Source organism: Pseudomonas sp. SAR267 (genome assembly GCF_052077595.1).
GTDB classification, from domain to species: domain Bacteria; phylum Pseudomonadota; class Gammaproteobacteria; order Pseudomonadales; family Pseudomonadaceae; genus Aquipseudomonas; species Aquipseudomonas vlassakiae.
On record NZ_JBQIHU010000001.1, the window covers coordinates 3,280,282 to 3,302,827 of the forward strand.

Annotated in this window: 19 protein-coding genes; 12 read left to right on the forward strand and 7 right to left on the reverse strand. The window is 64.3% G+C overall.

The genetic code is table 11. The features are described from left to right. Positions 1-3: 3 nt before the first annotated feature. Entirely contained in the window at positions 4-750 is a 747-nt protein-coding gene (locus ACTORR_RS15595; RefSeq protein WP_313365437.1) for an NRDE family protein, read from the reverse strand. A 129-nt stretch (positions 751-879) separates the two neighbouring features. On the opposite strand from ACTORR_RS15595, the gene ACTORR_RS15600 reads away from it, so the two are divergent. Genes ACTORR_RS15600 through ACTORR_RS15610 form a run of 3 tightly spaced genes read left to right on the forward strand, consistent with a single transcriptional unit; the run spans position 880 to position 3,508 of the window. Next, positions 880-1,662 (forward strand): sulfite exporter TauE/SafE family protein, encoded by a 783-nt coding sequence (locus ACTORR_RS15600; protein WP_313365436.1) that lies wholly within the window; start codon positions 880-882, stop codon positions 1,660-1,662. A gap of 16 nt (positions 1,663-1,678) precedes the next feature. Beyond that, on the forward strand, positions 1,679-2,485 hold the full coding sequence (lgt, locus tag ACTORR_RS15605) for a prolipoprotein diacylglyceryl transferase (RefSeq protein ID WP_054885505.1): 807 nt from the start codon (positions 1,679-1,681) through the stop codon (positions 2,483-2,485). Positions 2,486-2,536: 51 nt separating this feature from the next. Beyond that, positions 2,537-3,508, forward strand: coding sequence for a thymidylate synthase (locus ACTORR_RS15610; RefSeq protein WP_054885506.1), 972 nt, complete (start codon positions 2,537-2,539; stop codon positions 3,506-3,508). Between the two features lie 132 nt (positions 3,509-3,640). Here the strand turns inward: ACTORR_RS15610 and cadR are convergent, their stop codons facing one another. Continuing rightward, entirely contained in the window at positions 3,641-4,084 is a 444-nt protein-coding gene (cadR, locus tag ACTORR_RS15615) for a cadmium resistance transcriptional regulator CadR (RefSeq protein ID WP_027920939.1), read from the reverse strand. An 83-nt stretch (positions 4,085-4,167) separates the two neighbouring features. Between cadR and ACTORR_RS15620 the strand changes: the two genes are divergently transcribed. The 6 genes from ACTORR_RS15620 to ACTORR_RS15645 all read left to right on the forward strand — a co-directional run bounded on the left by ACTORR_RS15620 (position 4,168) and on the right by ACTORR_RS15645 (position 11,922). Beyond that, positions 4,168-6,420 carry a heavy metal translocating P-type ATPase gene (locus ACTORR_RS15620; protein WP_054885507.1) on the forward strand — a complete coding sequence of 751 codons (2,253 nt, stop codon included), beginning with the start codon at positions 4,168-4,170 and terminating at the stop codon, positions 6,418-6,420. A gap of 9 nt (positions 6,421-6,429) precedes the next feature. Beyond that, on the forward strand, positions 6,430-7,299 hold the full coding sequence (locus tag ACTORR_RS15625) for a LysR family transcriptional regulator (protein ID WP_313365435.1): 870 nt from the start codon (positions 6,430-6,432) through the stop codon (positions 7,297-7,299). Positions 7,300-7,515: 216 nt separating this feature from the next. Next, complete coding sequence (locus tag ACTORR_RS15630) at positions 7,516-8,574, forward strand: putative 2-aminoethylphosphonate ABC transporter ATP-binding protein (RefSeq protein ID WP_313365434.1); 1,059 nt, start codon at positions 7,516-7,518, stop codon at positions 8,572-8,574. 1 nt (position 8,575) lies between these two features. Continuing rightward, on the forward strand, positions 8,576-10,300 hold the full coding sequence (locus ACTORR_RS15635; protein WP_313365433.1) for a putative 2-aminoethylphosphonate ABC transporter permease subunit: 1,725 nt from the start codon (positions 8,576-8,578) through the stop codon (positions 10,298-10,300). Between the two features lie 30 nt (positions 10,301-10,330). Next, positions 10,331-11,356 carry a putative 2-aminoethylphosphonate ABC transporter substrate-binding protein gene (locus ACTORR_RS15640; RefSeq protein WP_313365432.1) on the forward strand — a complete coding sequence of 342 codons (1,026 nt, stop codon included), beginning with the start codon at positions 10,331-10,333 and terminating at the stop codon, positions 11,354-11,356. 17 nt (positions 11,357-11,373) lie between these two features. Further along, positions 11,374-11,922: a phosphonate degradation HD-domain oxygenase gene (locus ACTORR_RS15645; protein WP_313365431.1), complete on the forward strand. Its 549-nt coding sequence runs from the start codon at positions 11,374-11,376 to the stop codon at positions 11,920-11,922. Between the two features lie 102 nt (positions 11,923-12,024). On the opposite strand, the gene ACTORR_RS15650 is transcribed toward ACTORR_RS15645, so the two are convergent. Both ACTORR_RS15650 and ACTORR_RS15655 read right to left on the reverse strand, forming a co-directional pair. Then, a complete protein-coding gene (locus ACTORR_RS15650) occupies positions 12,025-13,389 on the reverse strand; it encodes a GTPase/DUF3482 domain-containing protein (RefSeq protein ID WP_313364799.1) in 1,365 nt (454 codons plus the stop codon). Then, positions 13,382-14,773, reverse strand: a complete 1,392-nt coding sequence (locus ACTORR_RS15655; RefSeq protein WP_313364798.1) for a DUF2868 domain-containing protein — start codon at positions 14,771-14,773, stop codon at positions 13,382-13,384. The genes ACTORR_RS15650 and ACTORR_RS15655 overlap by 8 nt, the downstream gene beginning before the upstream one ends. A gap of 54 nt (positions 14,774-14,827) precedes the next feature. On the opposite strand from ACTORR_RS15655, the gene ACTORR_RS15660 reads away from it, so the two are divergent. Next, the gene (locus tag ACTORR_RS15660; protein WP_313364797.1) at positions 14,828-15,343 is read left to right on the forward strand and encodes a dihydrofolate reductase; all 516 of its coding nucleotides are present in this window, start codon (positions 14,828-14,830) and stop codon (positions 15,341-15,343) included. Positions 15,344-15,449: 106 nt separating this feature from the next. On the opposite strand, the gene ACTORR_RS15665 is transcribed toward ACTORR_RS15660, so the two are convergent. Then, entirely contained in the window at positions 15,450-16,841 is a 1,392-nt protein-coding gene (locus ACTORR_RS15665; protein WP_441343710.1) for an L-cystine transporter, read from the reverse strand. A gap of 242 nt (positions 16,842-17,083) precedes the next feature. Here ACTORR_RS15665 and ACTORR_RS15670 point away from each other — a divergent pair, with 242 nt between their 5' ends. Next, the gene (locus tag ACTORR_RS15670) at positions 17,084-18,139 is read left to right on the forward strand and encodes a haloacid dehalogenase-like hydrolase (RefSeq protein WP_313364796.1); all 1,056 of its coding nucleotides are present in this window, start codon (positions 17,084-17,086) and stop codon (positions 18,137-18,139) included. A gap of 173 nt (positions 18,140-18,312) precedes the next feature. On the opposite strand, the gene ilvD is transcribed toward ACTORR_RS15670, so the two are convergent. Continuing rightward, complete coding sequence (gene ilvD / locus ACTORR_RS15675; RefSeq protein ID WP_054885517.1) at positions 18,313-20,154, reverse strand: dihydroxy-acid dehydratase; 1,842 nt, start codon at positions 20,152-20,154, stop codon at positions 18,313-18,315. Positions 20,155-20,633: 479 nt separating this feature from the next. On the opposite strand from ilvD, the gene ACTORR_RS15680 reads away from it, so the two are divergent. Further along, positions 20,634-21,308: a magnesium transporter gene (locus tag ACTORR_RS15680; RefSeq protein WP_249342229.1), complete on the forward strand. Its 675-nt coding sequence runs from the start codon at positions 20,634-20,636 to the stop codon at positions 21,306-21,308. Between the two features lie 39 nt (positions 21,309-21,347). Here the strand turns inward: ACTORR_RS15680 and ACTORR_RS15685 are convergent, their stop codons facing one another. Beyond that, positions 21,348-22,544 (reverse strand): class I SAM-dependent rRNA methyltransferase, encoded by a 1,197-nt coding sequence (locus tag ACTORR_RS15685; RefSeq protein WP_054885518.1) that lies wholly within the window; start codon positions 22,542-22,544, stop codon positions 21,348-21,350. Positions 22,545-22,546: the final 2 nt, after the last annotated feature.

Sequence of the window (22,546 nt, forward strand, 5' to 3'; positions counted from 1 at the left end):
ACATCACACTTCCAGGCTGACTTCCCCAAGATGCCCGCCAAATGGCCCGAAGCTGCGCTCAACCAGCCGCCTTCTCCCCTGATCATCGACAATCAGCACGGTACTCGCCCGAGTGCCATAGTTCTGGCTGGCAATAAACACACTCGACAGCAACTTCTCGGTCGCCACCCCTACGCCTGTCTCCGGTAACTCACCGTCGGCTGCCGGCTCGTTGTCTGCCAGCAACGCCAACAACCGCTGTGGATCTGCCGTGTCCAGCATCTCCTGCAACCCGGTGCGCGCTTTCACCAGCTTCGGCCACGGCGTATCCAGCCCGGCATTGGACAGCCCGTACACCCCGGCCTCCAGCAAGCGTGGCGCCACATCCCGGGCATGCAGGTAGCCCAGCTGATGACCATCACCCACCAGCAAGTTGAACCCTGAATACTGCCCGCTGCGGCTGGCGACCTGGTCGAGGTAGGCCTCTACTCCCAGTTCACCCTGAAGATATGCCGCCACCAGCTCGCCGCGCGAGCGCGGCCCCAGCACCTGGCCAGGGTCGCGGATATTGGTCAGCGCCGCAAAGCGCCCCTGCGGGCCAACGCCCAGCCAGGTACCGCCCGCTTCAAGGTCGCGCCCGGCATGTACCCCGGGCGCATCGTCCCAGGCAGCCAGGGCCTGGGTCGGGCGGGCGTAGAACTCGTCACGGTTGGCCGCGACGATCAGCGGCAGGGCATGCCTGGGCCGCCAGGCGAATACGATCAGGCACATAGGTTGGGCCTCTGTGTTTTTGCCCACTGTACCCACTGCACGGGTGTCGATCCATCCTGTCACAGAGTTCACTAGAGCCCCGAGCCCGGCTTCCGTTACCATGCCGGATTGTTTTCTCGGGGAAGACGAATGGAATTCGTGCTCTATCTGCTGTTGGGTGCCTGCGCCGGCGTGCTGGCCGGGCTGTTCGGCGTGGGTGGCGGCATCATCATCGTGCCGGTGCTGGTGTTCAGCTTTACCTTGCAGGGCTTCGACGCGTCGGTGCTGACCCACCTGGCAGTGGGTACCTCGCTGGCGACCATCGTCTTCACCTCGATCAACGCCGTGCTCGAGCATCATCGCAAGGGCGCGGTGCAATGGCCGATCTTCGCCTGGATGACCCTCGGTATCCTCATCGGCGCCGGTATCGGCGCCAAGACCGCTTCGTTGATCCAGGGCCCGCAGTTGCAGAAGATCATCGGTGTATTCGCCCTGATCATCGCTGCGCAGATGGCCTTGGACCTCAAGCCCAAGGCCAGCCATGGCATCCCTGGCAAGCCGGCCTTGATTGGCGCCGGCGGCGTGATCGGTTGGGCTTCGGCGATCTTCGGCATCGGCGGCGGCTCGCTGACCGTGCCGTTCCTGACCTGGCGCGGCCTGCCGATGCAAAAGGCCGTGGCGACCTCGTCAGCCTGCGGCCTGCCGATTGCCTTGGCCAGCGCCCTGAGTTTCATGCTGCTGGGCTGGCACGAGGAACACCTGCCGCCCCACAGCCTGGGTTTCGTCTACCTGCCGGCGCTGATCGGCATTGCCGTGACCAGCATGTTTTTCGCACGCTTCGGCGCACGCCTGGCGCACAAGCTGTCGCCACGCCTGTTGAAACGCCTGTTCGCAGCCTTGCTGTTCTGCGTCGGCCTCAGCTTTCTGATTTGAATCGAGAGGAAGTTCCATGCTGCCTTACCCGCAGATAGACCCCGTGGCCGTAGCCCTCGGGCCACTGAAAATCCACTGGTACGGCCTGATGTACCTGGTCGGCATCGGCGGCGCCTGGCTGCTCGCCTCGCGCCGGCTCAACCGCTTCGACCCGACCTGGACCCGCGAGAAACTTTCCGACCTGGTGTTCTGGTTGTCGATGGGGGTGATCGTGGGCGGGCGCCTGGGTTACGTGCTGTTCTACGACCTGCATGCCTACCTGGCCAACCCGACGCTGATCTTCGAGGTCTGGAAAGGCGGCATGTCGTTCCACGGTGGCTTCATCGGTGTGATGCTGGCCGCGCTGTGGTTCGGCAAGCGCAACAACAAGTCGTTCTTCGAACTGATGGACTTCGTCGCGCCGCTGGTGCCGATCGGCCTGGGCGCCGGGCGCATCGGCAACTTCATCAACGCCGAGCTGTGGGGCAAGCCTACCGACGTGCCATGGGCGATGATCTTCCCACCGTTCAGCGACCCGGCCCAGCTGCCGCGCCACCCGTCCCAGCTGTACCAGTTCGCCCTGGAAGGCGTGGCGCTGTTCCTCATCCTCTGGCTGTTCTCGCGCAAGCCGCGGCCAACCATGGCGGTATCCGGGATGTTCGCGCTGTTCTACGGCATCTTCCGCTTCATCGTCGAATTCGTCCGGGTGCCAGACGCCCAGCTCGGTTACATCGCCTGGGGCTGGCTGACCATGGGTCAGATTCTCTGCGTGCCGATGATCCTGGCTGGCCTCGGCCTGATCTGGTGGGCTTATAATCGCAAGCCCACGGCGAAACCCGCCTGATTATTCCCACGGCAGGGGTGATCCCCCTGCCGTTTTCGTTACAGGTAAGCCATGAAACAGTATCTGGACCTGGTCCGCGACGTTATCGAAAACGGCACCCTGCAGGGCAATCGCACCGGCATCCGCACCATCAGCCTGCCGGGCGCCATGCTGCGTTTCGACCTGCAAAAAGGCTTCCCGGCCATCACTACGCGCAAGCTGGCGTTCAAGTCGGCGATCGGCGAGATGGTCGGCTTCCTGCGTGGCGTGAAGAACGCCGGTGAGTTCCGCGAACTGGGCTGCAAGGTCTGGGACCAGAACGCCAACGAGAACGCGCAGTGGCTGGCCAACCCGTTCCGCCAGGGCCATGACGACCTCGGCGAGATCTACGGCGTGCAATGGCGCCAGTGGCCGGGCTACAAGCGCATCCCGTTGAGCAACCCGGCAGCCATCGAAATGGCCGAGCAGGCCGGTTTCCGCCGCATCGCCCAGGACGAAGAGGATGGCGTGGCCTTCGTCATCCTGTACAAGGCCATCGACCAGGTGCGCCAGTGCCTGGATACCATCGCCAACGACCCAGGCAGCCGGCGCATCCTGTTCCACGGCTGGAACTGTGCCCAGCTCGACGAAATGGCCCTGCCCCCGTGCCATCTGTTGTACCAGTTCCACCCGAACGTCGAGACCAGGGAAATATCCCTGACGCTTTACATCCGCTCCAATGACCTGGGCCTGGGCACGCCATTCAACCTCACCGAAGGCGCGGCGCTGCTCTCGCTGTTCGGCCGCCTCACCGGCTACACCCCGCGCTGGTTCACCTACTTCATAGGCGATGCCCACGTGTATGAAAACCACTTGGACATGCTTAACGAGCAGCTCAAGCGCGAGCCGCTGGAAGCGCCGAAGTTGGTGATCAGCGACCGTGTGCCGGAGTTCGCCAAGACCGGCAAGTACGAGCCGGAGTGGTTGGAGAAGATCGAACCGAGCGACTTCAGCCTGGAAGGGTATGAGCACCATGCGCCGATGACGGCGCCGATGGCGGTGTAATTCTCCAGAATGCTGGGGGCGCTTTGCGCCCCTTTCGCGACGCAAGGCCGCTCCTACATCGACCGGCGTACGCAGTGCTTTTGTGGGAGCGGCCTTGTGTCGCGAAAGGGCTGCAAAGCAGCCCCAGCCATCTCAATGCCCGTGGCTTCGCCCCACATGCGAATGCTCGGTGTCCGGTACCGATACCGCGCCGTTCGTCTCCAGTTGCTGCAAGATCGCGCATTCCGCCCCTTGCGCATTGCAGCGCCGCCGCAGCTCCACCAGCTGCTCCTGCAACGCCACCAGGCCATCGATCCGCGCCTGCACATGCTCGATATGCTCATCGATCAGCGCATTGACACTGCCGCACGAGTCGTCAGGGCTATCGCGCAGGCGTAAAAGGCTGCGGATTTCATCCAGGGTCATGTCCAGCGTTCGGCAGTTGCGGATAAAGGTCAGCCGCTCGACATGGGCCTGGGTGTACTGCCGGTAATTACCTTCGGTGCGTGCCGGCTCCGGTAGCAATTGTTCGCGCTCGTAATAGCGGATGGTTTCCACGGCGCAGTCGGTGGCTTTGGCCAGTTCTCCGATTTTCATGACGAAATCTCCAGCAAGTGGCTTGACCCTATAGTGGCTACAGGGTGTTCACTTGGCAACAGGCTCAATTTAAGGATGACCCCATGAACCAGCCTGTCAGCCATGAACACAACCATCCACACGATCATGCCCATGGTGAACGAGACCATGGCCACGTCGCTCACGGTCACAGTTGCTGTGGCTCAAGCGCTGCGCCCGCGTTGGTGCAACTGAGCGAGAAGGCCAGCAGCCACGCCCAGCTCAGCCGCTTTCGCATCGACGCCATGGACTGCCCCACCGAGCAGACCCTGATCCAGGACAAGCTGGGCAAGCTGGCGGGCATCGAGCAGCTCGAATTCAACCTGATCAACCGCGTGCTCGGTGTGCGCCATACCTTGAACGGCACCGGCGAGATTGAGCGCGCCATCGACAGCCTGGGCATGAAGGCCGAGCCGTTGACTGCTGAAGACGACGGCAGCGGCGCCGCAGCGCAGCCGCACAAGGCCCGTTGGTGGCCGCTGGCCCTGTCGGGTATTGCCGCGATCGCCGCGGAAATCGTGCACTTCGCCAGCCTAGCGCCGCAATGGCTGGTGGCCGCGCTCGCGCTGGCGGCAATCCTCGGCTGCGGCCTGGGCACCTACAAGAAGGGCTGGATCGCCCTGAAGAACCGCAATCTCAACATCAATGCGCTGATGAGCATTGCCGTGACCGGCGCCGTGCTGATTGGCCAGTGGCCGGAAGCAGCCATGGTCATGGTGCTGTTTAGCGTTGCCGAGCTGATCGAGGCGCGTTCGCTGGACCGTGCGCGCAATGCCATCGGCGGGCTGATGCAGCTGACTCCGGACATGGCCACGGTACAGCAGGCCGATGGCCAGTGGCATGAGGTGGAGGTGCGTGAGGTGGCGATAGGTGCCTTGGTGCGGGTGCGCCCAGGCGAACGCATCGGCCTGGATGGTGAAGTGGTCAGCGGGCAATCGAGTGTCGATCAGGCGCCGATCACCGGCGAGAGCCTGCCTGTGGAAAAGGCGGCGGGCGACAAACTGTTCGCCGGCACCATCAACCAGGCGGGTGCGCTGGAATACCGCGTAACGGCCGCTGCAGGGCAATCGACCCTGGCACGCATCATCAAGGCCGTCGAAGAAGCCCAAGGTGCGCGTGCGCCCACCCAGCGTTTCGTCGACCAGTTCTCGCGCCTCTACACCCCGGTGGTGTTCATCGTCGCCTTGGCGTTGGCAGTGATTCCGCCGCTGTTCATGGCCGGTGCCTGGTTCGATTGGGTGTACCGCGCGTTGGTACTGCTGGTGGTGGCTTGCCCGTGTGCGCTGGTCATCTCCACGCCTGTGACCATCGTCAGTGGCCTGGCCGCTGCGGCGCGCAAAGGCATCCTGATCAAGGGCGGGGTTTATCTGGAAGGTGGCCGCAAGCTGGATTTCCTCGCCCTGGACAAGACCGGCACCATCACCCACGGCAAACCGGTGCAAACCGATGCCAAGGTGCTTGACCCGCTGTTCGAGGGCCGCGCCCAGGCGTTGGCGGCGAGCCTGGCCGACCGTTCCGATCACCCGGTGTCGGGCGCCATCGCCCAGTTCGCCAAGGCGCAGAACCTGCCGCTGAGCGAGGTCAGCGAATTCGCCGCCCTGGCCGGCCGTGGCGTGCGCGGTGATATCGACGGCGAAACCTACCACCTGGGCAACCACCGGTTGGTCGAGGAGTTGGGCCTGTGCTCGCCGGAGCTGGAAGCCCAACTGGATACACTGGAGCGTCAGGGCAAGACCGTAGTCCTGCTGCTCGACCGTTCCGGGCCGTTGGCCCTGTTTGCCGTGGCCGACACGGTCAAGGACAGCAGCCGCCAGGCCATCGCCGAACTGCATGCACTGGGCATCAAGACCGTCATGCTGACCGGTGATAATCCGCACACCGCCCAGGCCATCGCCGCCCAGGTGGGTATCGACCGTGCCGAGGGCAACCTGTTGCCGGCCGACAAGCTGCAAAGCATCGAGCAGCTGTACGCCGAAGGGCACCGGGTGGGCATGGTTGGCGATGGCATCAACGACGCGCCAGCCTTGGCCCGCGCCGAAATCGGCTTCGCCATGGCGGCGGCGGGTACCGACACGGCGATCGAGACTGCCGACGTGGCGCTGATGGATGACGACTTGCGTAAAATCCCGGCGTTCGTCAGGCTGTCGCGCCAAAGTGCGGCGATCCTGACGCAGAACATCGTTCTGGCGCTGGGCATCAAGGCGATATTCCTGGCGATCACCTTTGCCGGCATGGCGACCATGTGGATGGCGGTGTTTGCCGACATGGGCGTGAGCCTGCTGGTGGTGTTCAACGGTTTGCGCCTGCTGCGCAAATGAGGTCCTGCAATGCTGAGTGCCGAGCTCAAAGCCTTCTACATGGTGGCCCGCCTGGGCAGCATCACCCTGGCGGCGAAGAAGCTCGGGCTCAGCCAGCCGACGGTGACAACACAGATCCGCAGCCTGGAAAGCCACTATGCGGTGGAGCTGTTCTACCGCGGCGGTCGGCGCCTGGTGTTGAGCGAGGAGGGCGTGCGGCTGTTGCCAATGGTCAAGGCGCTGCTGCAGCAAGAGGCCGATATCGAGTTCGAGCTGCGTAACAGCGGCCAGGCCCAGGGCAGTTTGCGCATCGCTGCCACCGCGCCCTACTACATCCTCGACCTGGTGAAGATCTTTCGCGAGCGCCTGCCCCACGTCGAATTGACGGTGGAGATCGGCAACTCGCAGCAAGTGCTGGAGATGCTCGAAGACTACCGGGTGGATATCGCCGCCTCGTCGCAACTGGTGGAAGATGCCCGGCTGGTGCGACGGGTGTTGGGCACCGACCCGCTGGTGGTGGCGGTGCATCGCAATCATCCGTTGGCGCATCGGCAGGCGGTATCCATCGAGGTGCTGGCAGGGCATTGCCTGCTGATGCGCGAGAAGGGCTCGACCACGCGCAAGCTGACCGAGCAGATGATGCTGGAGGCCGGGGTCAAGGCCGGGGCATTGCTGGAGATTGGCAGCCGCGAGTCCATCCGCGAGGCGGTACTGCGCAATATCGGCATCAGCGTGATTGCCCGGCATGAGGTGCCGCACAACACCGAGCTGCGGGTGCTGGCACTGGAGAATGCGCCGGTGATGCATGAGTACCTGTATTGCCTGAAGGAGCGGCGTCAGGCCCGGCTGCCTGCGGCGTTCCTTGGCGTGGCGCAGGAAGTGGTGGGTTCACAGTTCTAGATCGGTGTTGCTTGCTTCGCGGGCACGCCCGCTCCCACAAGGACCGCACAGCTTTTGAGTTCTGCGCAGTCCCTGTGGGAGCGGGCGTGCCCGCGAAGAGGTCCGAAAGCCATACAAAATCTGCCTATACCACTATCACCGGCTTTTGCCCTAAAGCCACAGAACCTTCGCACAGCCTTCCTAGCATGGCCCTCACTTGTTCGATGAGGCCTTGCCATGAACCACGCCACTCCGGGCGCACAGATGAAAGTGCGCGGTATCCACAAGCGTTTCGGTGCCTTTACGGCGTTGAACAATGTGTCCCTGGACATCGCCGCCGGTGAACTGGTCTGCCTGCTCGGCCCGTCCGGTTGCGGCAAGACCACCCTGCTGCGCTGCATTGCCGGCCTTGAACGCCAGGACTGCGGCGCGCTGTACATCGGTGAACGCGATATTTCCGAGCTGCCTCCCCAGGCCCGGGACTACGGCATCCTGTTCCAGTCCTACGCGCTGTTCCCCAACCTGACCGTCGAAGCCAATATCGCCTACGGCCTGACCGGCACCAGCCGCGACGAAAGCCGTCAGCGTGTGGCAGAAATGCTCGAACTGATTGGCCTGTCCGGTAGCGAAAAGAAATACCCCGGTCAACTGTCCGGCGGCCAGCAGCAACGTGTGGCCCTGGCCCGTGCGCTGGCGCCATCACCCTCGCTGCTGCTGCTCGACGAACCGATGTCGGCGCTGGATGCCCGGGTACGTGAGCACCTGTGCACCGAGCTGCGCCAGTTGCAGCGCCAACTGGGTATCACCACATTGATGGTTACCCACAACCAGGACGAAGCCATGCTCATGGCCGACCGCATTGCGGTGATGAATAACGGCCAGGTCGAGCAATACGCGACCCCGCAGGAAATCTACGACCAGCCGGCCACGCCGTTCGTCGCCGAGTTCGTCGGCCAGGGCAACTGGCTGCCGTTCCAGCGCAGTAGCGACAGCCACGCCCAGGTCGGCGCCATGAGCATGCGCCTGGCGACCAACGCGGGTACCGCCCGCAGTGGCCGGCTGTTCTGCCGCCCGGAGGCAATCACAGTGAACCCGGTGATGCACGAGGAAAACCTGTTCCCGGCCAAGGTTCGCGAAATCACGTTCCTGGGCAACCGCTGCCGCATGAGCTTCGAGCTCAAGGCCCTGCCGGGTCATGCGTTGCTCGCCGAACTGGCGCCGGAAGCCATGCCACGCCTGGGTTCGCAGGATATCTGGGTGGCCTTGCCGCCGCAGAGCCTCCAGGTGTTTGCCTGAAATGGCCGCGCCAATGTCCCTGCCGTTGACCCAGCCCAAGGATGCGCGATGCCGCGACGTCGCCCTGGGTGACCGCCTGTTCGTCATCGGTGGCAAGAGCCTGCTGTTGATCCTGTTGCTGCTGGCCGTGTTGCTGCCGCTGCTGGCCATATTCTGGAAAGGCTTCAGCGGCGAAGCCGGCCAAGGTGGAGGCTGGTTGGCCGCCCGCGAACTGTTCGCCAGCGAAAACTTCCACTGGCTGATCGGCAACAGTCTGTCGGTGGCGTGCACGGTGGCGGCCATCGTGGTGCCGCTGGCGTACCTGTTCGCTTACGCCTTGCAGCGTACGCTGATCCCGGCCAAGGGCCTGTGGCGCGGCATCTCGCTGCTGCCGCTGCTGGCGCCGTCGATGCTCCCGGCGATTGCGCTGGTCTACCTGTTCGGCAACCAGGGCGTGCTGCGTAGCCTGCTCAGCGACAACATCTACGGTTTCTGGGGCATAGTGCTCGGCGAGGCCATCTACACCTTCCCCCATGCGCTGATGATCCTGCTCTCGGCCCTGGCGCTGGCCGACGCACGACTGTTCGACGCGGCATCGAGCATGGGCGCTGGGCCTTGGCGGGCGTTCTGCAGCATCACCTGGCCCGCCACGCGTCAGGCGCTGTTCGCCGCGTTCTGCCTGGTGTTCACCCTGACCATCACCGACTTCGGCGTGCCGGTCGTGGTCGGTGGCGACTACCAGGTGCTGGCGCTGGAAGCCTACAAGGCGGTGGTCGGCCAGCAGCAGTTCGGCCGCGGTGCGTTGATCGGCATGGTGTTGCTGCTGCCAGCGCTGCTCAGCTTCGGCGTCGATGCCTGGCTCCGTCGGCGCCAGGCAGAAGCAATGAGCGGCCGCGCCCAGGTTTTCGAGCCCAAGCCATCGCGCTGCCGAGATACCTGCTTCCTGGCCATCGTGCTGCTGATTTGCGCGGCCCTGCTGGTGGTGATCGGCATGGCGGTGTACGCGTCGCTGGTGACCTTCTGGCCATATAACCTGACCCTGTCGTTCAAGCACTACATGTTCGACGACACCGCCGGTGGCGGCTGGCTGGCCTACCGCAACAGCGTGACCATGGCCCTGTGCACCGCGCTGATCGGTAGCATCGTGATCTTCACCGGCGCCTACCTGATGGAGAAAACCCAAGGGCAGCGCCTGCTCAACCAGGCCCTGCGCCTGCTCAGTTTCATCCCCATGGCGGTGCCTGGGTTGGTGCTGGGCCTGGGCTACGTGTTCTTCTTCAACCTCAGCAGCAACCCGTTGCATGTGTTCTATGGCGGCATGGCGCTGCTGGTGCTGTGCACCATCGCCCACTACCTGACCACCGCGCAGATGACTGCCGCCACCGCGCTGCGCCAGCTCGACGGCGAGTTCGAGGCCGCCGCGCTGTCGCTCAAGGCGCCGCTGTACAAGCACTTCGTGCGGGTTACCGTGCCGATCTGCCTGCCGGCGCTGCTGGACATCATCCGCTACCTGTTCGTCTCGGCGATGACCACCGTGTCGGCAGCGATCTTCCTCTACAGCCCCGACACCATCCTCGCCGCCGTCGCCGTGCTGAACATGGACGATGCCGGCAACGTTGGCGGCGCGGCCGCCATGTCGACCCTGATCCTGCTGACCAGCGCCGCTGCTTCTCTGCTGTTGGCCGGTGCTTCACGCGGCCTGCTGCGCCGCTCCCAGGCCTGGCGCCAGCGCGCCCCAGGCCATTGACCGACTGCCCACTCCCACAGGAAACGCATCATGTTCAAGCCCCTCGCCCTTGCCGCTGCCGTATCCGCCGTTTTCAGCCTGCAGGCTTCGGCCGCAGCCACCCAGCTGACCGTCTATACCGCCCTGGAAGCCGAGCAGCTCAAGAGCTACAAGCAGGCCTTCGAAAAGGCCAACCCGGACATCGAGATCAGGTGGGTGCGTGATTCCACCGGCATCATCACTGCCAAGCTGCTGGCCGAGAAAGACCGCCCGCAAGCCGACGCGGTCTGGGGCCTGGCCGCCTCCAGCCTGGCCATCCTCGACCAGAACGGCATGCTCGAAGCCTACGCGCCGAAAGATTTGGGCAAGATCTCCGCGAACTACCGCGATGCGGCCAACCCGCCAGCCTGGGTCGGCATGGACGTGTGGGCCGCGACCATCTGCTTCAACACCGTCGAAGCCGAGAAGCAAGGCCTGACCAAGCCAGTGAGCTGGCAGGACCTGACCAAGCCTGAGTACAAAGGCAAGATCGTCATGCCTAACCCGGCTTCCTCCGGTACCGGCTTCCTCGACGTCAGCGCTTGGCTGCAGACCTTCGGCGAGCCGCAAGGCTGGGCGTATATGGACGCCTTGCACCAGAACATCGGCCAGTACGTGCACTCCGGTTCCAAGCCGTGCAAGCTGGCGGCGGCGGGCGAGTTCCCGATCGGCATCTCGTTCGAGTACCCGGCCGTGCAGCTCAAGCGCCAGGGCGCGCCGCTGGACATCGTGCTGCCGAAGGAAGGCCTGGGCTGGGAGATCGAGGCGACCGCCGTGATCAAGGGCTCACCGAAGGCTGACGCAGCCAAGCGCCTGGCCGATTTCTCGGCAAGCCCGGCGGCCATGGAGCTGTACAAGGACAACTTTGCCGTACTGGCCGCGCCAGGCATTGCCAAGCCGCAGACCGAGCTGCCAGCCGACTATGAACAGCGCCTGATCAAGAACGACTTTGCCTGGGCCTCGAAGAACCGCGACGAGATCCTCAGTGAATGGCGCAAGCGCTATGACGGCAAATCGGAGAAAGTGGCGCAACAATAAGCCCAGGAGTGAAGCCAATGCTTACGTCAGCCCAGACCATCGACAAGCTGTTCAACTTGTATGAGCAGCATGGCAGCGACGACTACATCGGTGAAGCCATCAATCAGCTCGAACACATGTCCCAGGCTGCACAGCTGGCCATGGCCGAGGGTTACGACGATGAAGTGGTGCTGGCGGCGTTCTTCCACGACATTGGCCACCTGTGCGGCGGCGACGCCAGCATGGGGGGCTATGGCGTAGTCAGCCACGAGCGCATCGGTGCCGAGTACCTGCGCCGTTGTGGCTTTGGCGAGCGCATGGCGCGGCTGGTGCAGTATCACGTGGAGGCCAAGCGTTATCTGACTTTGCGCCAGCCGGGGTATTACCAACGGTTGAGCGAGGCGAGCCGGCGGACGCTGGAATATCAAGGTGGGGTCATGAGCGCTGACGAGGCAGATGCCTTCGAGCGCGATCCGCTGTTCGAGGTCAGTTTGCGGATGCGCGAGTGGGACGAGATGGCCAAGGAGGTCGGGGTGCCGGTGATGGACCTGGGGCTGCTCAAAGAGAAGGCACTGGCCTCGCTCTGAAGGTTGCCTGTACCGGCCCCTTCGCGGGCACGCCCGCTCCCACAGGGACCACACAATACCTGTGGGAGCGGGCGTGCCCGCGAAGGGGCCAGACCTGCTGAATCAGATCTGTGAAACCAATGCCTCCAGCTGTTCCTGCCGCTCAGCCTGATTGAGCTTCGCCCCAGGGTTGAGCGTCGACCATTGCGGATGCGCACGCGCCTTGCTCAATGCCTCCGGCAGCTTCCCCTCACGCCAGGCCTTCTCATCCAGTTCGCCCAGCCGGATGCTGTCCTGGGCCGCATGTCCGCGGCCATCCAGTGCCACCATCAACTGCTGCTGACGCAACGCCAGCAGCCGCAGCACCGTGTCATCCACCGTCAGCTCGCGCTGGCCCTTCAGCTTGCCCATGAGCCGCGACCCATAGTTGCGTGCCGTCTGCAGCGCGCCACCGGCAATTGCCCCCGCCAGCGCGGCAGCGCCGAGGGTCAGGCCGCCAACCAGCAGGTCAACGCCGGCCCCGGCTGCAGCCCCGGCCGCCACGCCGCTACCCAAACGTACACCCAGCAGTTTCAGGGTCTCGGGATTGAACAGGTCATCGCCCCAGCGCCCGTCCAGCAACGGCAAATCACCGGCGTTGGCATCTTCACGGCGGAAGGCATACAGCTTGAGCAGCGCCTCTACGCATCGCTGCTCGCGTTGGCGCACATCCTGGCGCAAGGCCTCGATGGCCCTGGCTTCAGCTGCCGGCTCGGCCTCGACGCTGCGCCGGCAGGCGGCGCAGTCGAGCAGCAGTTCGGCGATCAGCCGCTTGCCGCTGTGCTGGCGTGCCAGGCGCTGGGCTTGCTGGTCGTCGATCAGCCGTTGCAGGGCTGGTCGGGCTTCTTCCAGCAGCAGGGCCAGGCTCTCGTACAGACGGCGTTCGCCATCCTCTGGCGGGGCCACACTGTCGAACCGCACCAATGCGTGAAGCCCAAGCCGGGCAAGGGCTTCACGCCATTCCGGCTCGCGGTGCCGGCTGCTGGCGACGAAGTTGAGCACCGGCAACAGCGGCTTGCCGCAGCTGGCCAGCACTTCCAGTTCGTCGCGGTACTTGGCCAGCACGGGCTCCCGGGCGTCGATCACATACAGGCCGGCATTGCTCGCCAGCAACTGGCGCAGCACCTTGGCTTCCTGCTCGAAGCGCTGGCGTGCCTCGCTGCCTTGCAGGAAGCGTTCAAGGCGGGCCGGGCCGTCCAGGCGTTCGCCGGGGCGCTCCAGGCGCTCGAGGTAGTCGAGCAGGGCGATGGCGTCTTCCAGGCCGGGGGTGTCGTAGAGCTCCAGCAGCGGTTCACCGTCCACCGACAGCCGCGCACCCTCGACGTGGCGGGTGGTGCTGGGGCGGTGCGAGACTTCGCCGAAGCCGACGTCGCGGGTGAGCGTGCGCAGCAGCGAAGTCTTGCCGACATTGGTGTGGCCGACCACGGCCAGTTTCAGCGGCTCAGTCATGGCCATGCTCCAGCCAGGTCAGGGGCGAAGTGTCGGCATGGGGCAGGCCGAGGCGGTCAAGGGCGTCGTGCCAGTCGCCCAGGCGTTCGGCGTCCAGGGCCTGGCCGGGGGCCGCCTGAAGCAGCCAGATGCGGGTGGCGCCGGCATTGCGTGCCAGCTCCGCGAGCAGCGCCAGGCTGCCGCGGTCGGGTGAGCGGCATGGGTCGCAAGCGATGGCCAGGCGCGCCGGCGGGAAGCGGCTGAGCTGTTCGAGCAGCTTGTTGCGCGACTCGCGGCTGTCGAGCACGCCGGCGTCGGTTACCGCCTTGGGCAAGGCGGGCGGCCAAGGGCGTTGGTCGTCGAGTTCCAGGCCTACCAGCAAGGCGCCGCTGCTGCCGCTTTCCAGCTGGCCGGCCTGAAACTGCGGCAGCGCTTCGGGGGCGGCATCCTGCACGCCGATGCGTTCGCTGCGCGGCATCAGGGCGTCGCGCAACTGCGCATACCCCGGCAGGCTGAGATCGAGCGTCAGCCGGGCACGGCCCTGCCGCCAGCGCCACAGGCACAACCCGGCCAGCAGCAGGCGTGGCAGCAGGCCGTACACCAGCACCACGCCGAGCAGCCAGCTGGCCCAGGCTTGGCGGGTGATGTCCAAAGCGGGGAGGGTATCGCCGCTGGCGCGGATCATGGCCTCGTCCGGTACGGCGAAGCCGAGCAGCGAGGGCAATGCGCCGAGGGCTTGAGTCAGGTGAATGAACGGGTCGGCGGCCAGCAGGGTGGTTTCCCAGACAAAGCCGTATCGACGAGTGGCCAGCAAGGTCAGCAGCAGGACCACGGCCGCAACCATCGCCAGCAGCCACAGGCCGTGCACAAGGGCGCCAAGCAGCCAGCGGTTCAGGCGCTGGCGTTGTAGCAGCACCAGCAGCGCCGGCGCCAGGTGCGCGGCCTTGGCATCGCGGGCGAAGCGTTCACTCAACCATAGCCACAGGCGGCCGAGGCTGGCACCGTGCTCGCCGCTCAAGGCAAAGCCCACGGCCCAGCCCAGCAGCATCAGCAGGTTCAAACCAAGCAGGCTGCCCAGGGCCCAGAACACGTTGACCGGGCGCTGGCCGTCACCGAGGGCGGCGAAGGCCAAGCCCGCGCCGCTGAAAACCGCCAGCAGCATCAGGGCCAGCAGCGCCAGGCGTGCGCCTTGCTTCCAGTGGCGCAAGGCCGAGGTCATGCCATCGCGCTCGGCCAGCCACAGTGCACGGGTTTCGATGCGCGCGGCCAGGTCGCCGCCTTGCTGGCGGGCGTGGCGGTTGGCCTCCTGGTCGTCCAGCAGGCCTGCGTGTTCCTCGCGCAGGCGTACCGCTTCGGTGAGCCAGCGCTTGTCCAGTGGAGTCGGTGCAGTCACAAGGTCTTCCATTGCGTGGTTCAGGGGAGAAGCATAACCCACACGCCCGGTGCTATCCTCGCTGGCATGAATACATCACTCCCCCTCAGCCTGATCGCGGCTCACGCCGAGAACCGCGTGATCGGCATCGACAACTCCATGCCCTGGCACCTGCCGGGGGACTTCAAGTACTTCAAGGCCACCACCCTGGGCAAGCCTATCATCATGGGGCGCAAGACCTGGGATTCGCTGGGCCGGCCGTTGCCGGGGCGGTTGAACATCGTGGTCAGCCGGCAGGCGGGCCTGGAACTGGCCGGGGCCGAGGTGTACGCCTCGCTGGAGGCGGCGGTGGCCCGGGCAGAGCAGTGGGCACGTGAGCAGGGCGTCGGCGAGCTGATGCTGATTGGCGGGGCGCAGCTCTATGGACAGGCGCTGGAGAAGGGGCTGGTGAGCCGGATGTACCTGACGCGGGTCGAACTGTCGCCGGAGGGGGATGCCTTGTTTCCCGAGTTTGATCAAAGCCAGTGGAAGCGCGTGTCGAGCGAGGCCCAGGCCGAAGAAGGCAAGCCTGCCTATCACTTCGAGGTCTGGGACAAGGTTTGAGATAGCTGGGGCTGCTTTGCAGCCCTTCGCGGGCACGCCCGCTTCCACTGGACCGATGTGGGAGCGGGCGTGCCCGCGAAGGGGCGCACAGCGGCCCCAATTATCCTCAGGAGTGGCTCAGCTCGGCATGCTCATCGCCAGCCAGCACGTCCTTGTCGGTTTCTTTCAGCAGCTGGCTGGTCACCACGCCCGCCGTCATCGACCCATTCACGTTCAGCGCCGTGCGGCCCATGTCGATCAGCGGTTCCACCGAAATCAGCAGCGCCACCAGCTCGACCGGCAAGCCCATGGCCGGCAGCACGATCAGCGCGGCAAACGTCGCTCCGCCACCGACGCCAGCCACACCCGCCGAACTCAGCGTCACGATCGCCACCAAGGTCGCGATCCACAGCGGATCGAAGGTATCGATGCCCACCGCTGGCGCTACCATCACCGCCAACATGGCCGGATAGAGGCCCGCGCAGCCGTTCTGGCCAATGGTGGTGCCGAACGATGCACTGAAGCTGGCAATCGACTGCGGCACGCCCAGGCGGCGGGTTTGCGCCTCGATGTTCAGCGGGATGCTGGCGGCACTGGAGCGGCTGGTGAAGGCAAAGGTCAGCACTGGCCAGACCTTGCGGAAGAAGCGCAACGGGCTCACGCCGGTGGCGGCAAGGATGATGCCGTGGACCACGAACATCAGCGCCAGGCCCAGGTAGGACACCACCACGAAGCTGCCCAGCTTGAGGATGTCGTCCAGGTTCGAACTGGCCACTACCTTGGTCATCAGCGCCAGTACGCCATAGGGGGTGAGCTTCATCACCACGCGTACCAGGCGCATTACCCAAGCCTGCAGGGTATCGATGGCCGACAGGGCGCGCGCGCCTTTCTCGGCGTCGTCCTTGATCAGTTGCAGCGCGGCCAGGCCGACGAACACGGCGAAGATCACCACGCTGATGATCGAAGTCGGCTTGGCCCGTGCCAGGTCACCAACCGGGTTGCTCGGGATGAACGACAGCAGCAGCTGCGGGATATTCAGGTCGGCAACCTTGCCTGCATAGTCGCTGTGGATAACCTGCATGCGCGCGCTTTCCTGGGCGCCGGCCACCAGGCCATCGGCACTCAGGCCGAACAGGTTGGTCAGGACGATACCGATCAAGGCGGCGATGGCCGTGGTCACCAGCAGGGTACCAATGCTCAGCACGCTGATGCGGCCGAGCGACGACGCATTGTGCAAACGGGCCACGGCGCTGAGGATCGAGGCGAAGATCAGCGGCATGACGATCATCTGCAGCAGGCCGACGTAGCCGTTGCCGACCAGGTCCAGCCAGCTGATAGTGGCCTTGAGTACTGGGTGGCCGGCGCCGTAGATGCTGTGCAGGGCCAAGCCGAACGCGACGCCCAGCGCCAGGCCCAGCAAGACTTTCTTGGCCAGGCTCCAATCGGTGCGGCCGGTTTGCGCCAGGCCTAGCAGCAGGGCCAGGAACGCCAGCAGGTTGAGGGACAGCGGCAGATTCATTGAAGCTCCAGGAAAAAGCAGAAGAGGCATCGCCTCTGGTGAGCGATTGCGAACGGAAATGCTAACAGCCTGAAAAGAAACGAATTTATATCCATAAGTAATTTGCTTAGTCGTATATGGAATAACAGGCTGTCGCGGATGGCAATGAACACGACGTTTATGGTTCTGTCAGGGTCGTTGTGAGAGGCCGGAATCGGCGCGTGTTGCACTAGTTTTTCCGGGTCATTTCAGGAGATTCGCACATGAAGTTCGCTCCGAAAGCCCTCGCCCTGGGTTTGTCCCTGCTGTTCAGTGTCGAAAGCTTCGCCACCGAGCTCAAGCATTGGCCTGCTAATGCCGCCAAACAGCTCGACGCGATGATTGCCGCCAATGCCAACAAAGGTAACTACGCCGTCTTCGACATGGACAACACCAGCTACCGCTACGACCTCGAAGAAGCGCTGTTGCCGTTCATGGAAAACAAGGGCCTGTTGACCCGCGACAAACTCGACCCGTCACTCAAGCTGATCCCGTTCAAGGACACGGCCGAGCACAAGGAGAGCCTGTTCAGTTACTACTACCGGCTGTGCGAGATCGACGACATGGTCTGCTACCCATGGGTCGCGCAGGTCTTTGCAGGCTTCACCCTCAAGGAACTCAAGGCTCAGGTCGATGAGATGATGGCCTTGAACAAGCCAATCCCCAGCACCTACTTCGAAGGCGACCAGGTAAAGACCATTGAAGTACAGCCGCCGAAAGTCTTCACCGGCCAGGCCGAGCTGTACAACAAGCTGATGGAGAACGGCATCGAGGTCTACGTGATCTCTGCGGCGTCCGAAGAGCTGGTGCGCATGGTCGCTTCCGACCCCAAGTACGGCTACAACGTCAAACCGCAGAACGTGATTGGTGTCAGCCTGTTGCTCAAGGACCGCGCCAACGGCCAGCTGACCACGGCGCGCAAGCAGATCAGCGCCGGGCAGTATGACGCCAAGGCCAACGAAGGGCTGGAGCTGACGCCTTACCTGTGGACCCCGGCCACCTGGATGGCAGGCAAGCAGGCGGCGATCCTGACTTACATCGACGAATGGAAAAAGCCAGTGTTGGTGGGAGGCGATACGCCAACCAGTGATGGTTACATGCAGTTCCATGGCGTGGATGTGAACAAGGGCGGCATCCACCTGTGGATAAATCGCAAGGCCAAGTACATGGACCAGTTGAACGGCATGATCGCGAAGAACGCGGCGGCGCAGGCCAAGGAAGGGTTGCCGGTGACGGCGGACAAGAACTGGGTGATCGTGACGCCGGAGCAGATTCAGTAGGTTCTGTGGTGCCTGTACCGGCCTCTTCGCGGGCACGCCCGCTCCCACAGGGACCGCATGGTATCTGAAATCTGTGCCATACCTGTGGGAGCGGGCGCGCCCGCGAAGAGGCCGGTACAGGTAAAAAAAACCGGCGCTCAAGGCGCCGGTTCTTGTTTCACACTGTCAGAGCCTCACAGCCCTTCGAGCATCGCCTTGTTACGTACAGCACCCTTGTCGGCACTGGTTGCCAGCAGGGCGTAGGCCTTCAGCGCGGTGGTCACCTTGCGTGGGCGCACTTCAGCCGGTTTCCAGCCCTTCTTGTCCTGCTCGATGCGCCGGTGGGCCAGTTCTTCGTCGCTGACCAGCAGGTTGATCGAACGGTTGGGGATGTCGATCAGCACCTTGTCGCCGTCGCGCACCAGGCCGATGGCGCCGCCAGCAGCGGCTTCCGGCGAGGCGTGGCCGATCGACAGCCCCGAGGTGCCGCCGGAGAAGCGGCCGTCGGTGAGCAGGGCGCAGGCCTTGCCCAGTCCCTTGGACTTCAGGTACGAGGTCGGGTAGAGCATCTCTTGCATGCCCGGGCCGCCTTTCGGGCCTTCGTAACGGATGATCACGATGTCGCCGGCCTTCACTTCGTCGGCGAGGATGCCACGCACGGCGCTGTCCTGGCTTTCGAAGATCTTCGCGGTGCCTTCGAAGACGTGGATCGACTCGTCGACGCCGGCGGTTTTCACCACGCAGCCATCCAGGGCGATATTGCCGTACAGCACGGCCAGCCCGCCTTCTTGCGAGTAGGCGTGCTCGAAGCTGCGGATACAGCCGTTTTCACGGTCGTCGTCGAGGGTTTCCCAACGGGTCGACTGGCTGAACGCGGTCTGGGTCGGGATGCCGGCCGGGCCTGCCTTGAAGAAGGTGTGCACGGCTTCGTCATCGGTCTGGGTGATGTCCCACTTGGCGATGGCTTCTTCCATGCTGCGGCTGTGCACGGTCGGCAGGTCGGTGTGCAGCAGGCCGCCACGGGCCAGCGAACCGAGGATGCTGAAGATGCCGCCAGCGCGGTGCACGTCTTCCATGTGGTACTTCTGGATGTTCGGCGCCACCTTGCACAGCTGCGGTACCTTGCGCGACAGGCGATCGATGTCGCGCAGGTCGAACTCGACTTCACCTTCCTGGGCTGCGGCCAGCAGGTGCAGGATGGTGTTGGTCGAACCGCCCATGGCGATGTCCAGCATCATCGCGTTCTCGAACGCCTTGAAGTTGGCGATGCTGCGCGGCAGCACCGACTCGTCGTTTTCCTGGTAGTAGCGCTTGCACAACTCGACGATGGTGCGGCCTGCAGTAAGGAACAGCTGCTCGCGGTCGGCGTGAGTGGCCAGGGTCGAACCGTTGCCCGGCAGGGCCAGGCCCAGGGCTTCGGTCAGGCAGTTCATCGAGTTGGCGGTGAACATGCCGGAGCACGAACCGCAGGTCGGGCAGGCGCTGCGCTCGTACTCGGCGACTTTCTCGTCACTGGCAGTGGAGTCGGCGGCGATGACCATGGCATCGACCAGGTCCAGGCCGTGGCTGGCCAGCTTGGTCTTGCCGGCTTCCATCGGGCCGCCGGAGACGAAGATCACCGGGATGTTCAGGCGCAGGGCGGCCATCAGCATGCCGGGGGTAATCTTGTCGCAGTTGGAGATGCAGACGATGGCGTCGGCGCAGTGGGCGTTGACCATGTACTCGACGGCGTCGGCGATGATCTCGCGGCTCGGCAGCGAGTAGAGCATGCCGTCGTGGCCCATGGCGATGCCGTCATCGACCGCGATGGTGTTGAATTCCTTGGCCACGCCACCGGCGCGTTCGATCTCGCGGGCGACCAGCTGGCCCAGGTCCTTCAGGTGCACGTGGCCCGGGACGAACTGGGTGAACGAGTTGGCGATGGCGATGATCGGTTTCTTGAAGTCTTCGTCCTTCATCCCGGTGGCGCGCCACAGGGCGCGGGCGCCGGCCATGTTGCGGCCTTGGGTGGAAGTCTTGGAACGATAATCAGGCATGAAACACTCCTGGCGGCTTAATCAGGTCACAAAAAGGGGAGTGAGCTTCTCTTGTCCTTTGTACCGCAGGCCGGTTGCCACTGGCACGGATGGGGCCCAAGACCGCGCGGGATCGCCGCGTGCTTGGCCAGAGCTCATAAACCCGCCGGGGATGACTGGCGATGAATAGGCCGATTCTACACCGCTGGCGCGGCGAGGGAATGAAGATGTGTCTGGACGGTGGTTTGGGAGGGATTCCCGGCTTCTTGTAGGACGCTTCTGAGATGCCACCTGCGGGGCAGACCTCGCCAGCTGGGCTGGCTATCATCCGCCGCGCCGCATGTGCGGCTTCACGAGAAATCACCTCAATGGACCTTCCCAGTTTCAGTTCTCCGCGAACTTGCAAATTGGCACTGAGCGCGCTGTCGCCAGGGCTTGCGAAGGCTTGAACCCCTGCGTTCGAGGCTCGCGGGTGCCTGCGTCGGCGCCTGGAGACTCGCATGTACTCTGTCTGCAGTAACTGCATCCGCTGCAAAGAACCACTCTCGCATCGCCAGACCAGCGAAGCGCTGGAAAAGCTTCGCCAGGAGGCAACCGAAGACTTCCACAAAGGTGCATCGATCACCCATCACGTCGGTAACCTGCGCGATGCCACCGTCGGCCTGCTGTACCGCAAGCGAGTGTTGTGGCTGGTATTGCTGGTGTTCGGCAACCTGTTTTCCGGCGCCGGTATCGCCGCTTTTGAAGAAACCATTGCCGCGCATATCGTGCTGGTGTTCTTCCTGCCTCTGTTGGTGGACAGCGGGGGGAACGCCGGGGCGCAGTCGGCCACCTTGATGGTACGGGCGCTGGCGACGGGGGAGGTGGTCATGCGCGACTGGATGCGCATGCTGGGCCGCGAATGTGGCGTGGCGTTGGCGCTCGGCGGCACCATGGCCTTGGCGGTGGCATCGCTGGGGGCACTGCGAGGTGGCGCTGACATCGCGTTGATCGTGGCCAGCAGCATGCTGGTGATCGTGTTGGTCGGCAGCCTGATCGGCATGAGCTTGCCGTTTCTGTTCACTCGCCTGAAGCTCGACCCGGCTACCGCCAGTGGTCCGCTGGTGACCTCGATCGCCGATGCGGCGGGGGTGCTGGTGTACTTCGGGATCGCGTCGCAGGTGCTGGAATTCTAAAACCGGCCCGGGGGCGCATCGCGCCCCGGGCCGTGCGGATCAGCTGTTGGGCAGCAATCGGCAGGTGATGCTCTTGATATAGCGGGTTTCGGCGATGGCCGGGTGCACCGGGTGGTCCGGGCCCTGGCCGCCGCGCTCGAGCAGCTGCAGGTTGCGGTCCAGGTGGCGAGCGCTGGTCAGCAGGATGTTGTGCAGGTCGTCCTCGGGCAGGTGCATCGAGCACGATGCGCTGACCAGGATGCCGTCCTTGCTCAGCATGCGCATGGCCTGTTCGTTGAGGCGGCGGTAGGCCGCTTCGCCGTTTTTCAGGTCCTTCTTGCGCTTGATGAAGGCGGGTGGGTCGGCAATGATCACGTCGAAGCGTTCTTCGGCGGCCTTCAGCTCGCGCAGCGCCTCGAACACATCGCCTTCGATGCAGGTCAGTTTCTCGCTGATGCCGTTCAGCGCGGCGTTGCGTTCGACACCGTCCAGGGCGAAGCCCGAGGCATCGACGCAGAACACTTCGCTGGCGCCGAACGCGCCAGCCTGCACGCCCCAGCCACCGATGTAGCTGAACAGGTCGAGCACCCGCTTGCCTTTGACATACGGTGCCAGGCGCGCGCGGTTCATGCGGTGGTCGTAGAACCAGCCGGTCTTCTGGCCTTCACGTACCGGAGCTTCGAACTTGACGCCGTTCTCTTCCAGCGGGACCCAGTCCGGCACTTCGCCGTAGACGGTTTCGACATAGCGCTGCAGGCCTTCGGCGTCGCGGGCGGCGGAGTCGTTCTTGAACAGGATGCCGCTAGGCTTGAGCACCTGGATCAAGGCCGCGATCACGTCGTCCTTGTGCGTTTCCATGGTGGCCGAGGCCAACTGCACCACGAGGATGTCGTAGAAGCGATCAACCACCAGGCCCGGCAGCAGGTCGGAATCGCCGTACACCAGGCGGTAGCACGGCTGGTCGAAAAGGCGCTCGCGCAGGGACAGGGCGACGTTCAGGCGATGCACCAGCAGCGACTTGTCCAGTGGCAGCTTGATGTCACGCGATAGCAGGCGAGCGCAGATCAGGTTGTTCGGGCTCAGCGCGACAATGCCCAGCGGCTTGCCGTTGGCAGCTTCGAGCACCGCCTGCTGGCCGGCCTGGAAGCCTTGCAGCGGGGTCGCGGAGACGTCGACTTCGTTGCTGTAGACCCACAGGTGGCCGGCGCGCAGGCGGCGGTCGGCATTGGCTTTGAGGCGAAGGCTGGGCAGGGACATGA